At 36.3% G+C, this 15,636-nt stretch carries 16 protein-coding genes; all 16 read left to right on the top strand.

Going from position 1 to position 15,636, the window contains the following annotated elements:
- The first annotated feature begins 254 nt into the window (after positions 1–254).
- Complete coding sequence (locus K0R93_RS07270) at positions 255–1,907, top strand: SpoIID/LytB domain-containing protein (RefSeq protein ID WP_300299479.1); 1,653 nt, start codon at positions 255–257, stop codon at positions 1,905–1,907.
- A 12-nt stretch (positions 1,908–1,919) separates the two neighbouring features.
- Positions 1,920–2,945 carry a tRNA preQ1(34) S-adenosylmethionine ribosyltransferase-isomerase QueA gene (gene queA / locus K0R93_RS07265; protein WP_300299477.1) on the top strand — a complete coding sequence of 342 codons (1,026 nt, stop codon included), beginning with the start codon at positions 1,920–1,922 and terminating at the stop codon, positions 2,943–2,945.
- A 33-nt stretch (positions 2,946–2,978) separates the two neighbouring features.
- The gene (gene tgt / locus K0R93_RS07260; RefSeq protein ID WP_300299475.1) at positions 2,979–4,097 is read left to right on the top strand and encodes a tRNA guanosine(34) transglycosylase Tgt; all 1,119 of its coding nucleotides are present in this window, start codon (positions 2,979–2,981) and stop codon (positions 4,095–4,097) included.
- 70 nt (positions 4,098–4,167) lie between these two features.
- Positions 4,168–4,449: a preprotein translocase subunit YajC gene (gene yajC / locus K0R93_RS07255; protein WP_300299473.1), complete on the top strand. Its 282-nt coding sequence runs from the start codon at positions 4,168–4,170 to the stop codon at positions 4,447–4,449.
- 115 nt (positions 4,450–4,564) lie between these two features.
- Positions 4,565–4,960, top strand: a complete 396-nt coding sequence (locus K0R93_RS07250) for a TIGR04086 family membrane protein (RefSeq protein ID WP_300299471.1) — start codon at positions 4,565–4,567, stop codon at positions 4,958–4,960.
- 67 nt (positions 4,961–5,027) lie between these two features.
- Positions 5,028–5,168 (top strand): six-cysteine ranthipeptide SCIFF, encoded by a 141-nt coding sequence (gene scfA / locus K0R93_RS07245; RefSeq protein WP_184308602.1) that lies wholly within the window; start codon positions 5,028–5,030, stop codon positions 5,166–5,168.
- A 169-nt stretch (positions 5,169–5,337) separates the two neighbouring features.
- Complete coding sequence (scfB, locus tag K0R93_RS07240) at positions 5,338–6,696, top strand: thioether cross-link-forming SCIFF peptide maturase (RefSeq protein ID WP_300299466.1); 1,359 nt, start codon at positions 5,338–5,340, stop codon at positions 6,694–6,696.
- 2 nt (positions 6,697–6,698) lie between these two features.
- Positions 6,699–7,205, top strand: coding sequence for a gamma carbonic anhydrase family protein (locus tag K0R93_RS07235; RefSeq protein WP_300299464.1), 507 nt, complete (start codon positions 6,699–6,701; stop codon positions 7,203–7,205).
- A 78-nt stretch (positions 7,206–7,283) separates the two neighbouring features.
- Positions 7,284–8,543 carry a protein translocase subunit SecD gene (gene secD / locus K0R93_RS07230; protein ID WP_300299462.1) on the top strand — a complete coding sequence of 420 codons (1,260 nt, stop codon included), beginning with the start codon at positions 7,284–7,286 and terminating at the stop codon, positions 8,541–8,543.
- 15 nt (positions 8,544–8,558) lie between these two features.
- Positions 8,559–9,440, top strand: a complete 882-nt coding sequence (gene secF / locus K0R93_RS07225) for a protein translocase subunit SecF (protein WP_300299459.1) — start codon at positions 8,559–8,561, stop codon at positions 9,438–9,440.
- 90 nt (positions 9,441–9,530) lie between these two features.
- Positions 9,531–11,207, top strand: coding sequence for an ABC1 kinase family protein (locus K0R93_RS07220; RefSeq protein WP_300299457.1), 1,677 nt, complete (start codon positions 9,531–9,533; stop codon positions 11,205–11,207).
- Positions 11,208–11,428: 221 nt separating this feature from the next.
- Positions 11,429–11,941 carry an adenine phosphoribosyltransferase gene (locus K0R93_RS07215; protein WP_300299454.1) on the top strand — a complete coding sequence of 171 codons (513 nt, stop codon included), beginning with the start codon at positions 11,429–11,431 and terminating at the stop codon, positions 11,939–11,941.
- Between the two features lie 148 nt (positions 11,942–12,089).
- Complete coding sequence (locus K0R93_RS07210) at positions 12,090–14,258, top strand: RelA/SpoT family protein (RefSeq protein ID WP_300299452.1); 2,169 nt, start codon at positions 12,090–12,092, stop codon at positions 14,256–14,258.
- A 28-nt stretch (positions 14,259–14,286) separates the two neighbouring features.
- Positions 14,287–14,736, top strand: coding sequence for a D-aminoacyl-tRNA deacylase (dtd, locus tag K0R93_RS07205; protein ID WP_300299450.1), 450 nt, complete (start codon positions 14,287–14,289; stop codon positions 14,734–14,736).
- Positions 14,737–14,747: 11 nt separating this feature from the next.
- A complete protein-coding gene (locus tag K0R93_RS07200; protein WP_300299448.1) occupies positions 14,748–15,371 on the top strand; it encodes an MBL fold metallo-hydrolase in 624 nt (207 codons plus the stop codon).
- Positions 15,372–15,439: 68 nt separating this feature from the next.
- Positions 15,440–15,622, top strand: a complete 183-nt coding sequence (locus K0R93_RS07195) for a hypothetical protein (protein ID WP_300299446.1) — start codon at positions 15,440–15,442, stop codon at positions 15,620–15,622.
- The last annotated feature ends 14 nt before the right edge of the window (positions 15,623–15,636 follow it).

The raw sequence follows: 15,636 nt of genomic DNA, 5'->3' as shown, positions 1-15,636 counted from the left end.
AGTCAAGTCTTTTTAAAAAATTATATAAAAAATCAGCGTATAATTTCTATACGCTGATTTAAATAAAATCGTCTGTTTTTCTTATCTTAATGACATTGGTCAGAGGACAGTTTTTCTTTTTTATGGCAATTTAGAACATATGCAATGAAAGTTAATTATTTCGAAATATTTACATTATGATGACTTTGAAGGATATTATTGGATTTTGTCGAAAAATAATAGAATAACTTATCGAATATGAAGGAGATGACTAAATGCGTAATATCTTAAAGATAACAGCAGTTCTACTACTTATATCCATTATCCATATATCTATCCCGCTGCGGGTCTATGGATACGATAAGGGAAGGGTTCCTGAATATGTGAAAATAGGTCTTAAATATGGAGAGAGTGCCACCCCAATGATATCAATATCTGGAAAAAATGGATTAGCGTTGGGAAGCTACATAAATAGTGTCTTTAATCCTATAATAAGCTTTTTAAGCAGTGAAGAGATCCATGTTCGTAAGGACAGTTATTTCATGGGATTAAATGGTTCATTTATAGAATATCAGTACAATGAACAAATGGATAATGGTAATCAAACGATACAAGGTCCTATTCATATTCAAATTGGCCCACAATTCAGCTCACAAGAAGAAGCCCAAGCATTTATGAGCAGTTTAACGACAATGCCGACTAAACCTTATTTGAGCTTTGAAGATGGCTGGAAAGTATGGACAGGGATGTTTACATCAACGATCAGTGCTCAAAGTGCTATTGAAGCTTTAAGACTAACTTTTCCAGAGCACGAGGTGAATATAATACCCCAGAATAATAGGAGAATACAGGTTTTATCAAAAACTGGTGATGTATTATGCATGGTGAACCTAGGAGAAACAGATTATTATTTTAAATCTAATGGATCCAATATGGTTAAAGTAGATGGTAAGAACTTTAGGGGTGACATTGGTATAAAACGGTATACCGGTAGTGATCTGACGATCATTAATAGAATTTCTTTAGAAGAATATCTATATGGAGTAGTACCAAAAGAAATGTCAGGAACCTGGCCCCTTGAAGCGCAAAAAGCACAAGCAGTTGCTGCAAGAAACTATGCCATCGAGAAGCTAGGAAGCCATAACCAATATGGCTTTGATTTATGTGCTACGACCCATTGTCAAGTATATGGGGGATTCGACAGCGAACATGAACGAAGTCGTGGGGCAGTAGATGAAACAAGGGGAAAATTTTTAACCTATAATGGAGAATTAGTCACTCCGTTTTATCATTCCAACAGTGGGGGACACACGGAAAATAGCGAGAATATTTGGTCTTCACCTATAGGGTATTTAAAGGGTGTATCAGATCCATTTTCCATTGGAGCCCCAAATGATACATGGTCCTACGTCATGACAAAAGATCAAATTCAAGAGGTGCTCAATAGTAAACAGCTTTCAGTCGGAGATTTAAATAGTATTCAAGTAACTTCTTATTCAGATTTTGGTAGAGTATTAAAAATGGAAGTGAGTGGAAGTTCTGATAAGAAAATTCTAGAAAAAGAAAAGGTCCGGAGTATATTTGGTTATAATAACATTAAAAGCACTTGGTTTACAGTGAACACGGATGCATCGGCTACTGTTATTTCTGGTGATGCTTCAGGACCAAAGCAAATCAGTTCAGGTAATTTGTTTATTGCTGCAGCGGATGGCACAAGACAATTGGATGGCAGTCTAGAACAAATTGTTGTTTTCAATGGAATAGAGTTAAAGAATATTTCTTTTAACGCCAAACAATATGTTTTTACAGGAAAAGGTTGGGGGCATGGCTTAGGAATGAGCCAGTGGGGAGCGAAGAAAATGGCAGAAGAAGGCTATACTTATGATCAGATATTAACATACTATTATACAGGAACCCAGATAGAGTAAGGAGAACTGACAATGCGTACAAGTGAATTTTATTTTGATTTGCCAGAAGAGTTAATTGCACAAACACCACTGAAAAACCGTGAAGAATCTAGGTTGATGGTGGTAGATAAGAAGAGTGGCTCAATAGAACATAGGATATTTAAGGATATTTTTGATTATTTACAAGCTGGTGACTGTCTTGTGCTTAATAATACCAAAGTAATTCCTGCCAGACTCTTTGGTACGAAGGATCAATCAGGTGGAAAAGTTGAATTTCTTCTTTTAAAAAGAATAGAAGGCGATAGATGGGAGACCTTGGTCAAGCCAGGTAAAAAAGCTCGGATAGGTGATCACATTATTTTTGGCGATGGTCTTTTAAGCGCCGAAATTGTAGCGTATGGTGATGAAGGTTCAAGAATTGTCGAATTCAATTATGATGGGATTTTCGAGCAAATTTTGGATCAATTAGGCTCTATGCCGCTGCCCCACTATATTAAGGAGAGGTTAGAAGACAAGGAGAGGTATCAAACGGTATATGCGAAGCATGAAGGTTCAGCAGCAGCTCCTACCGCAGGCCTTCACTTTACGCAAGATTTATTGTGTAAGCTTCAAGATAAAGGCGTAAGCATTGCTTACATTACATTACATGTTGGATTAGGCACTTTTAGACCTGTAAAGAGTGAAACCATTCATGATCATAAAATGCATGCAGAGTACTTTGAAGTTACAGAGGAGACTGCCAATACTATCAATCGTGCGAAAGAGAAGGGCGGCCGCGTGATTGCTGTAGGTACTACGTCCATTCGAACTTTGGAAAGTATTGCTGACGATGATGGAAAAGTGCATCCAGGGGGTGCTTGGACGGATATCTTCATTTATCCAGGCTATCAATTTAAAATTGTCGATAGCATTATCACTAACTTTCACCTGCCGGAATCAACACTAATCATGCTAGTAAGTGCTTTTAGCAGCAGAGAAATAACATTAGATGCCTATAAAGAAGCTGTAAATAATAGATATAGATTCTTTAGCTTTGGGGATGCAATGTTCATGTTATAAATATAAGGTACACAATTAGGAGGTTTAATATAAATGGCAATTAAATATGAATTTATTAAGGAATGTAAACAAAGTGGTGCACGACTAGGGAGATTACATACACCTCATGGGATTATTGATACACCCACTTTTATGCCCGTTGGAACCCAAGCCACTGTTAAAGCGATGACTCCAGAGGAATTAAAGGATATCGATGCACAAATCATATTGAGTAATACATATCATTTATACTTGAGACCGGGACATCGTCTTGTTGAAAAGGCAGGAGGTCTTCATAAGTTCATGAATTGGGATCGCCCAATTTTGACAGATAGTGGTGGTTTTCAAGTTTTTAGTTTAGGAGATTTAAGAAAAATAACTGAAGAAGGCGTTGAATTCCGATCTCACCTCGATGGTTCTAAACACTTTCTTAGTCCTGAAAAGGCCATTGAGATCGAAAATGCACTCGGTGCCGATATCATCATGGCATTTGATGAATGCGCCCCTTATCCTGCTGACAGAAGCTATGTGAAAAATTCTCTGGAAAGAACTACCCGCTGGGCAAAACGCTGTAAAGAGGCTCATGCTAAACCGGATCAACAAGCACTATTTGGTATTATCCAAGGCGGAATGTATAAAGACCTGCGAGAACAAAGTGCAAAGGAAATTATAGAGTTAGATTTCCCAGGTTATGCAGTAGGTGGATTGAGTGTAGGTGAACCAAAACCATTAATGTACGAAGTTCTTGATTATACAACGCCTTTGATGCCAAAGGATAAGCCAAGGTATTTGATGGGCGTTGGCAGCCCTGACTGCCTGATAGAAGGAGCGATTAGAGGAATTGACATGTTTGATTGTGTATTGCCTACAAGAATAGCAAGAAATGGAACTGCTATGACGTCATTAGGTAAAGTTGTCATAAAAAATGCTAAGCATGTTGAAGATTTTACTCCTTTAGATCCAAATTGCAGCTGCAATACCTGTAAAAATTATTCAAAAGCCTATTTAAGACACCTATATAAAGCGGAAGAAATCCTTTCCGCTCGATTGGTCACTTATCATAATCTTTACTTTCTCATTGAATTAATGAGAAATGTACGGGAAGCTATTCGACAAGACCGATTATTAGATTATCGAAGAGAGTTCTTTGAAAAATATGGTTATGAAATTTAAACAAGAAAAGGAGTTCTAACTTCTACGTTGAATATATATAACTATTAGAGAAAAGGAGGGATATATATCAATGGCTGGAACATATTCACCAATTATTATGACGGCGGTTTTTCTAGGAATATTCTATTTTCTAATTATTAGACCACAGCAGAAGCGGGATAAGCAAGTAAAGGAAATGAGAAGCAATTTAAAAGTTGGCGATCAAATCGTAACTATTGGCGGTATCCATGGTAAAATAACAAAGATAAAAGAAGATGTACTTACAATTGAAGTTGGCGCTGATAAATTGAAACTTCAGATTGCAAGATGGGCTGTCGGAAACGTAAATAAAGGAGAAACTACAGAAGAATAATGGGATGCGAAAGCATCCTTGTTTTTTTACCACCTCTTCAATCATTGAGTTATTGTAATATTTCAATCATTATCGCATAAATATGATATAAGAATTCATATGTGAGGTGATTATATTGCAGTCAAATAAAAAGGTAGATATGGGAAAGGATAATATTATCGTAGTATACATGAAGGGAATTCTTTCTGCATCAGTTTTCTCTATATTTGCATTTATCCTTATGGCGCTCATGATCACATATACCAGTATATCAGAGGGGGTTATACCCATCGTTACTTCAGTTGTTATGGTAATTAGTGTAGCCATGAGTGGGATGTACACAGGATTAAAATTGAGGAGAAAAGGCTGGCTAAATGGTGCAGTTGCTGGTTTACTCTATGCCATGTTGATGATGGTGATGGGATGGATATTTTTAGATGAGTTCGCTGTAGGGATGCTGGTACTATATAAATCATTAACGGGAATTGCAGCTGGAGGCATCGGCGGAATGATAGGTGTGAATTTGAAATAAACTACTTTTACAGGAAAATGGTTTATGTTATAATTTAGTAGAAATTAACGTAGAGGAGGAGAAATACATGAAGCATATCAAGACATTAACAAATGCCACATTAAAAAATAGTGCTGCAAAGGGTGGATGTGGTGAATGCCAAACATCTTGCCAATCAGCTTGCAAGACATCTTGTACTGTTGCAAATCAAGAATGTGAAAATAAATAATACATAGCTTAAAAGGACAGTAATGATAACGTTACTGTCCTTTTATCCTGTTATTGAGCGAAAGGATTAAATGAATATCATTCTATGATCGTGCTTTTTTTCTTGTCATAGAAAAAAACTTTATATACAATAGAATAGTGTTTTAGATTAATTTTAGGGAGGATCATGAATGATACATAAATTTGTATTAGATGATGTAAAAATCGTTCTAGATGTAAACAGCGGTGCTGTACATGTTGTAGATGAAATTGTATATAACTTACTAGATGAGTATAAATACAAAACCCAAGAAGAACTTGTCAAATTATTTTCAGGTCGCTATGACGAACAAGCCATATTAGAAGCCATGGAAGAGATAGGAACACTTGAATCCGAAGGATTACTCTTTACAGAGGATTCATATGCTAATCATCCAGCCTTCATCAATCGAAAACCAGTGGTAAAAGCACTATGTCTCCATATTGCCCATGATTGCAACATAAGATGCAAATATTGTTTTGCTTCCCAAGGAGACTTTAAAGGTGATCGAAGTCTCATGTCATCAGAAGTTGGGAAAAAAGCGTTAGATTTTCTGATTGAAAATTCCGGCGCTAGAAGAAACTTGGAGATAGACTTCTTTGGCGGTGAACCCATGATGAACTTCGAAACCGTAAAGGAAATCGTGAAATATGGACGAAGCAGAGAATTAGAAACAAATAAGCGATTTAGATTCACGCTTACCACCAATGGGGTACTGCTTGATGATGAGGCCATGGAATATATCAATGAGAATATGGAAAATGTTGTTCTAAGTATAGACGGTAGAAAAGAAGTAAATGATAAAATGAGATATACAGTAAATGGTAATGGTACCTATGATATCATCGTACCCAAGCTATTGAAAATGGCTGAAATGAGAAATGGAAAGAGTTATTATGTGCGAGGAACATTTACCAGTGATAATTTAGATTTTTCCTCCGATGTACTCCATCTGGCTGATTTAGGATTTAAGAATACTTCAGTAGAACCCGTTGTTGCTGATGATGGCATGCCATATGCAATTAAGGAACAAGATTTAGAAATCATCGCTCGTGAATACGAAACATTAGCTCGAGAATATATAAAACGCCATAAAGCAGGAAATGGTTTTAACTTCTTTCACTTTATGATTGACTTATCACAAGGACCATGTGTCATTAAACGATTATCTGGCTGTGGTGCTGGGTCTGAATATGTGGCAATTACTCCAGAAGGTGATATCTACCCTTGTCATCAGTTTGTAGGAAATGATGAATTTCTTATTGGAAATGTACTGAAAAATGAATTCAAAACAGACTTGCAAACATCCTTTGGCGATGCTCACGTATATAATAAAGAAAAATGCAATAAGTGTTGGGCTAAATTTTACTGTAGTGGAGGATGTCACGCCAATGCTTATAACTTCCATAAAGATATAAACATCCCATACGATATTGGTTGTGAGATGGAGAAGAAAAGGATTGAATGCTCTTTATTCATACAAGCGAAATTATTAGAGGAGGCGGAATAAAAATGATTCATGAATACAAAGGGTACAAGCCCGAAATCCATGAAAGCTGCTATATATCAGAAAGCGCAGATGTTATAGGCCGTGTCAGAATGAAAAAAAACGCCAATGTATGGTATGGTACAGTAATTCGAGGCGATGGCAATGAAATAGAAATTGGAGAGAATACAAATATTCAAGATAACTGTACAGTCCATATAAACACAAATATGCCAACAAAGATCGGTAATTATGTTACAGTAGGACATGGGGCCATCATCCATGCATGCACAATAGGAGATTATGTACTTGTTGGAATGGGGGCAATTGTACTGGATGGTGCAGTGGTCGGAAACAACGTAATTATCGGTGCAGGCTCCTTAGTGCCTCCAGGCAAAACAATTCCAGACAACTCTTTAGTTATGGGATCGCCTGCCAAGGTTATAAGAGAAATTACTGATGAAGAAAAAGAACACTTTAAAACGTCTGCAGATAATTATGTTTTGTTGGCCAAAACCCATAACATAAAATAAAATTTGTACGCAATTGACGCAAACTAGGACAACGTATATAATTGTTCTTATGAGTGTCTTAAGGAGGGAGAATAGAGGATGAATATCAAAAATCTAATTGCTTTATTGCTTGTATTAGCAGTAATTGCGGCATCTGCCATAGTTGGCATTTATGGATTCGAGGCTGGCAATATAAGAATCGGCTCCATTCAAGAAAACATGAAGCTCGGTTTGGATCTAAAGGGCGGTGTATTTGTTGTTCTAGAGGCAGAAACGAATGCGTCAGGTGACGAGCTTGATAAAATAATGAATCAAACAAAAGAGGTCATTGAAAGAAGAGTAAATGGCTTAGGATTAACAGAACCAAATATTGTCCGTGAAGGAGAAAAAAGAATAAGAATTGAACTGCCAGGGGCGAAAAATGCTACTGAAGCCATCGAGGTAATTGGTAAAACAGCCCAGTTGCAGTTTATAAAGCCGGATGGTCAGGTTGTATTAACTGGAGAACAGGTCAAAAACGCTGAAGTTGTTTTTGAACAAGACAAAGGAAATATCCCATCCGTATCCCTAGAATTTAACAGTGAAGGTTCAAAGGCTTTTCAAGAAGCTACGAGAGAACTAGCTGCAAAGACGAGGATCGAAGAAAAAGTCATTGCCATTGTGCTAGATAATGTGCCAATTTCAACGCCCGCAGTTCAAAATGAGATTCCCAACGGACGCGGCGTAATCACAGGCAATTTTACTTTAGAGGAAGCTTCACAATTGGCTGCTTTAATTCGAGGCGGTGCACTGCCAGTAAACCTTTCGGAAGTGCAAACTTCAGCAATCGGACCAACCCTCGGTATTGATTCCTTAAACAAGAGTGTTACGGCTGGGATCATCGGGATTCTATTAGTATTTATCTTTATGATTGTTTATTACAGATTACCGGGCTTCATTGCTGCCCTTGCATTGGTTCTGTATACGAGCATTGTTTTATGGGTGATGATTGGATTTAATGCCACACTGACTTTACCAGGCATTGCAGGATTAATATTATCAATTGGTATGGCCGTTGATGCCAATGTTATTATATTTGAAAGAATCAAGGAAGAAATTAGAAATGGAAAGTCTTTAAGGGCCTCAGTAGATTCAGGTTTTTCAAGAGCCCTATCAACCATCTTAGATTCAAATATTACTACGGTTATTGCGGCTATAGTACTATTTCAATTTGGATCTGGCCCCATCAAAGGATTTGCAGTTACCTTGATGATCGGTATTTTTGCCAGTATGTTCACAGCTGTTGTCGTCACGAAAATATTGCTTAAAATATTCACTAGTTTTAATTTCTTTAAAAATACGAAGCTATATGGGGCGTAGAAAGGGGTTGATTTCATGAGAATAGTAGAAAAATCAAAAATATGGTTTGGTCTTTCTATAGCCGTCATTGTCATAGGTTTATTTGTGGGATTGATTAACGGTTTCAATATGGGAATAGATTTCACGGGTGGAACCATGATGCAGATCAATATTGGAGAAACCATCGGTGTAGAAGAAGCAAAAGACATCACATCTCAGTTCGCTCTGGATGCAGACATTCTTCATGCTGGCGAAGAGAAACAAGAGATTATCATCAAGACGAAAAAAGACCTTGATAATAAAGAACGAGAAGAGATTTTCAATGCTTTTAAAGAAAAGTATAATTTACAGGATGAGGACTTTAGACAAGCAGAGCAGTTCGGGCCTACAATGGGGAAAGAGATCGCTCAGAAAGCATTATTATCCATAGCGATTGCCTCTATTGGCATGTTGGCCTACATTACCTTTAGATTTGAATTTAAATTTGGTGTAGCAGGTATTATCGCTCTAATCCACGACGTTCTCGTTGTCGTTGCTATCTATGGATTGTTCCAAATACCTTTGAACAGCTCCCTGGTGGCAGCTGTATTAACAGTGGTAGGGTATTCTATCAATGATACAATTGTTGTTTTCGATAGGATCCGAGAAAATCTTAAGTTTGCAAAAAAGCCTGATTATGCAGGAATAGCAAATGAAAGTATCAATCAAACATTGGCTAGATCGATCAATACTTCATTAACTACACTGATTACGATTGTGACTTTATATGTACTAGGTGTTGAATCTATTAGACAATTTGCATTGCCGCTGATTGCTGGTATTGCTACAGGAGCATATTCTTCCATTTTCATTGCAAGTCCAATTTGGGTTATATGGAAAAACTGGGAAAAAGGCAAAGGAAAATATCGACCTGCGTAAAAGAAATTCGAACTAGCTTATAATGTAGCCAAGAGAAAGGTAATAATATCCTTAAGATGTTATTACCTTTTAAATTTGTAGGTGACTAGAATGGCCCTAAGAAAAATAGGCAATGGATATAAAAATGTGAAACGCTATAAAGAAATCGCAGAAGTTCTTATGAAGTATGGTTTTGATTATATTGTAATCAAACTTTTTCAAAATAGATCTATTCAAGGATGGGTACAGAAGAAATCTAAAATTGACACAACTTTACCTGTTGAAAAAAGAATAAGAATGGCATTGGAAGAGTTGGGACCAACATTTATTAAGCTAGGGCAGATTTTAAGTACAAGGCCAGACTTGGTATCAGAAGAAATAATGAAGGAATTATCAATGCTTCAGGATTGTGCCCCAGCGTTCCCACTAGCAACAGTAAAAAAGATTTTTACTGATGAGACAGGTGTTAAGACTAGTAATGCTTTTTTAGAATTTGAAGAGAAGCCTGTAGCTGCAGCATCTATAGGACAAGTTCACAAGGCACGATTGAAAAATGGAACCAAAGTAGTTGTAAAAATTCAACGACCTAATATCAAACAAATCATTCAAAGAGATATGAGCATTTTATATCATCTAGCTGCCCTATTTGACGAATACTTTAAAGATGAAATGCCTATACATGCTAAAGAAATTGTTGAGGAATACTCTCGTTCAATCATAAAAGAGCTGGATTATACCATAGAGGCAAGAAACACAGAAAAATTCAGGGAGAATTTTAAGAATCAATTAGAAGTTTGTGTGCCTCTTATCTTCTGGGAATATACTACAAAGCGAATTCTTGTCTTAGAGGAAATAGAAGGAATAAAAGCTATTAATGTTAAACAGATTAAAAAAAGGGGATGGGACACAGGAAAAATCGGAGATATTATTGCAAAATCATTTATGAAGCAGGTATTTATATACGGGTTATTCCACGGTGATCCTCACCCGGGTAATATTTTTGTGCTATCCAATAATAAAGTAGCCTTCATTGATATGGGGATAACCAGTTATCTTGACAAGGAAACAATGGCTTTTATTTCTAATCTATTTGTTGCAGGGGCCAAAAAAAATGTTGATAAAATTATCAATTTGCTGATTGAAATAGATGCAGTGTCTAGTGACACTGATATGAGACGACTGAAGGAAGATATTTCATTTGTTTTGAATTATTATTATAATACACCACTTAAGAATTTAAAAATGAGCGATGCGGTTTCAGAACTCATGAGCATTGCCTATAATAATAAAATTAAGCTTCCTTCACAGTTTACTATTTTAGGAAAAGCTATTATAACTTTAGAAGGTTGTGTAAAACAACTAAATCCAAACTTTTCACTATCTGATGTGACATCGCAGTTTATAAAAGAGATTGCCAGTCATCGCCTAAATCCTAAAAGACTAACTGGTGAATTGTTAGATTACACAGAGGATATAATTCTCACGATAAAGGATGTGCCACTTTTATTCAAACGCTTAATCAAGAAGATAGAAAGAAATGAGATGGCATTGATCATAGAACAACCAGCTATTCAGGATTTAAACAAAGAAATAGATCGATTTAGCGGCAGGATGATGATCAGTATGATGACTTCGGCCATATTGATCGCAAGTGCAATCGTATTAAAGCATGAGAATTTAGAACAAATCTCTTTTGTTGGTAAGATTTCTGTGGCTGGATTTGTTTTTTCCATTTTCTTAGGGATGCTGTGCATCATTGTCATTGTTTACAAAAATGCTAAAAAATAAAGAAGGAAATAAAGCAGATTTGCAGAATAGCTTTCATAAACTGATTAAATATGATTTATTGCAAGGCTTCAAATCTATTCATGCTATTGTACAGGAGAAGAATATATCATATAATAAGGAGTAAAGCTTTTCCAAAGCAATAAAAGATTTGGAGGTTTAATAATTGATCAGCAATGAATAAACCTCTATAAAATATTTGAGAAATCTGAGGAGGAATTACAATGGATTTAAAAGAAAAAATTAGAGTTATACCTGATTTCCCTGAAAAAGGAATTCGCTTTAAGGATATAACAACTTTGCTTAAAGATGGAGATGCATTTAAATATACGATAGATCAATTCCAGAAAGAACTGCAAGATAAAGATTTTGATTTGGTTATTGGACCAGAGTCTAGAGGTTTTATTGTGGGTACACCCTTAGCCTTCGCTATGAATAAGGGGTTTATCCCAGTAAGAAAACCAGGTAAACTACCTTCTGAAACCATTCGCTCAGAATATAAATTAGAGTATGGAAGCGATGTACTAGAAATACATAAAGATGCAATTACCCCAGGGCAGAAGGTTGTAATTGCAGATGATTTGTTGGCTACGGGTGGAACAATCCTGTCGACGATTAAACTGGTAGAAGATTTAGGGGGAGTAGTTGTCGGAATAGTCTTCTTGATAGAACTAACTTACCTAAATGGAAGAGAGTCCTTAAAGAATTACGATGTTAGATCTTTGATCAAATATTAGAATAGTGGTTGGGGTACCCAACCACTATTCTATATATTTTGACATATTTGTGTATTGTATACTATTTTTTTAAAACTATTTGTTATATAATATATTTAATATTTTTTAGACAACGGATATGACTATTTAGTAGGTATAGGGTGATGGCATGTTAGAAAATCTATTGGCTCAAGTGCAGCAATATAATCCCAATAGTGATTTAAGTTTAATCATAAAGGCATATAACTTCTCTGAGAATGCCCATGAAGGGCAAATTCGTAAATCGGGAGAGAAGTATTTTGTACATCCTGTTCAAGTAGCTAAAATTTTAGCAGAACTAGAGATGGATGACTCGACCATTGTGGCGGGTCTATTACATGATGTCATTGAGGATACTAAGTATGGTTATGAACAGGTAAAAAAGGAATTCGGTGAAGAGATCGCACTGCTTGTGGAGGGTGTGACCAAACTTGAATCTCTAACTTATGAAACGAAAGAAGAAAGACACGCTGAAAGTATAAGAAAGATGTTTTTAGCTATGGCTAAAGATATTAGAGTAATTATTATAAAGCTAGCAGACCGTCTGCATAATATGCGGACACTGAAATTCATGAATGAGAACAAGAAAAAAGAAAAGGCACTGGAAACCTTGGAAATCTATGCGCCAATTGCCCACCGATTGGGTATTTCTAAGATTAAATGGGAATTAGAGGACCTTGCACTACTATATATGGACCCAGAAGGTTATTATGAGCTTGTTGAAAAAGTAGCGAAAAAAAGACGTGAGCGGGAAGATTATATAAATCAAGTAATTAAACAATTACATGAGTCACTAAAAAGCGTTCAAATCAAATATGAGATAAGCGGAAGACCGAAGCACTTTTATAGCATCTATCGAAAAATGGTGTATCAGCATAAGTCTTTTGAAGAGATATTTGATTTAATTGCTATTCGTATTATTGTTGATAATGTAAAAGATTGTTATGGAGCATTAGGTATCGTCCACACCATGTGGAAACCAATTCCTGGTAGGTTTAAGGACTATATTGCTATGCCTAAGCCCAATATGTATCAATCCCTTCATACGACAGTTATCGGACCCCAAGGGGAGCCCTTTGAGATACAAATAAGAACTTGGGAGATGCATCGTATTGCTGAATATGGTATCGCAGCCCATTGGAAATATAAAGAAGGGAAAACGGATGAAGCTGATTTTGATGATAAATTAAGATGGCTTCGGCAGATGCTGGAATGGCAGCGAGATTTAAAGGATCCCAAAGAATTCATGGAATCTTTAAAGGTAGATTTATTTACCAACGAAGTATTCGTCTTTACACCTAAGGGAGATGTTATTGACTTGCCAGCGGGTTCAACACCTGTTGATTTTGCCTACAAAATTCACTCTGCTGTGGGAAACAGTTGCATCGGTGCAAAAGTGGACGGTAGAATCGTACCATTGGATTATAAGCTTAAAAATGGAAATATTATTGAAGTATTGACATCTGGACACAGTAATGGACCTAGCCGTGACTGGCTAAAGTTTGTCAAAAGTACCCAAGCTAAAAATAGAATTCGTCAATGGTTTAAAAAGGAAAGAAAAGAAGAGAATATTGAAAAAGGCCGGGAAATGTTAGAAAAAGAGGCTAGGAGACATGGGTACGAAGTACATGGACTTCTGAAACAGCAATGGCTTAATATTCTAGTGAAGAAATTTAGTTTGAATACCATTGATGATCTTTATGCTGCAGTAGGCTATGGGGGCATCCTAATCAATCAAATTATCCCAAAACTTAAAGAAATGTATAAACAAAGTCAAAAAGAAGAAAAATCTTTAGATGAACTGTCTATTGTTCATAGTAAACAGTATAAACCTAAAAGTGTGAAAAAGGACACCCAGGGTGTGACGGTTAAGGGAATAGATAACATTCTCGTGAGGTTTTCTAAGTGCTGCAACCCTGTACCCGGTGATGATATTATTGGCTTTATTACACGGGGAAGAGGGGTTTCTGTTCATCGAAAGGATTGTTTAAATGTAACCAATGAAACCGATCATGTAGATCGATTTATTGAAGTTGAATGGGATGAAGAGCGTCAGACTTCGTATCAGTCTGAAATTCAGATTATCGCTGCAGATAGAAAAGGGTTGCTTTCTGAGATAACCAATGTATTGTCTGAAACAAAGCTCACAGTTACTGCTGTAAATGCTCGTACAAATAGAGAAAAAATTGCTATCATTAATCTAACAGTAGAAATTACTAACGTAAATCAATTAGACAAGCTAATAAATAAAATACGGACAATGCAAGGTGTTATGGATGTGTTTAGGGTCACATCATAGGTTTTTATATTTTTGGAGGTGATGATCTATGAGAGCTGTTATTCAGCGGGTGAGTGAGGCAAGTGTTACTGTTGATAACTCCATCGTGGGTAAAATAGATAAAGGTTTTTTAGTTTTATTAGGTGTTGAGGAGCAGGACGATGAAAAAGATCTTGAATACATGGTTGATAAAATCACAAATCTAAGAATCTTTGAAGATGAGAATGAAAAAATGAATTTATCACTGAAAGACATAGGTGGGGAGCTACTGGTAGTGTCTCAGTTCACATTGCTTGGTGATTGCAGAAAGGGAAGACGTCCGAGTTTTTCTACCGCCGCAAGACCTGAGAGAGCCAATGCGTTATATATGATGTTTGTGGATCGTTGCAGGCAACAGGGCCTTCAAGTAGAAACAGGGGTATTCCAAGCCCATATGGAAGTTCGTTTATGCAATGATGGACCAGTTACCATGTTGATAGACAGTAAAAAAACATTCTAGGAGGAATCTAAGTGATTATTGAAAGGATACCTGCAGGGATTTATGCTGTGAATTGTTATGTACTTACCTGTGAAGAGACAAAGAAAACTGCAATTATAGATCCCGGCGGCGATGCAGATGATATCATTTCTTATATGAAGCAACACCATTTACAACCAGAAATGATTATTTTAACCCACGGACATGGAGATCATATTGGCGCAATTCAGGAGATTAAAGCGCAAATGAATATTCCAATATATATCCATAAGGATGATGGATATATGTTAAAAGATCCCCGAAAAAATCTGACAAGCCTGATGGGTATGCAGGAAGTGCAGGTTGAGGCAGATATTTTTTTAAGTGATGGAGATATTGTTGAACTCGGATCCTTAAGGCTTCATGTTATTCATACACCCGGGCATACGCGGGGAAGTATTTGTATTCGTGTGAATGATGTGATCTTTTCTGGAGATACATTATTTGCTCAATCTATCGGAAGAACAGACTTAGATGGTGGGTCATTCGAACTAATTATTGATTCAATAAAAAGAAAGCTCATGGTGTTCAATGATGAAATCAAAGTATTGCCTGGACATGGCAGTTCTACGACAATCGGTATAGAAAGAACGATGAATCCATTCGTAAATCAGTAAATCTATGCATATACCCAAGGAAATATGGCTAGAATATCAATAGATAATTTCTTTGGGGAGGTTTACGTATGACAAAGCGAATCGGTGATTATATCAGTAATAGAAATATGAACAAATTTAAAGATATTGATTTTCATGATTTTATTGATATGGTTGACTCAGGCCTTCAGGATGAAGAAATTGCGAAGGAATTGGGTGTGCAAAGGAATTATATTGAAAAATTAAAGTATGAAATAAAAAAGGATTATTAATTAGGTGATTTATG

It is taken from the genome of Anaerosolibacter sp., assembly GCF_029240175.1.
In the GTDB taxonomy this organism is placed as follows: domain Bacteria; phylum Bacillota; class Clostridia; order Peptostreptococcales; family Thermotaleaceae; genus Anaerosolibacter.
Note: the sequence above shows the minus strand (reverse complement) of the source record. Positions and strands in the feature narration are given on the sequence as shown.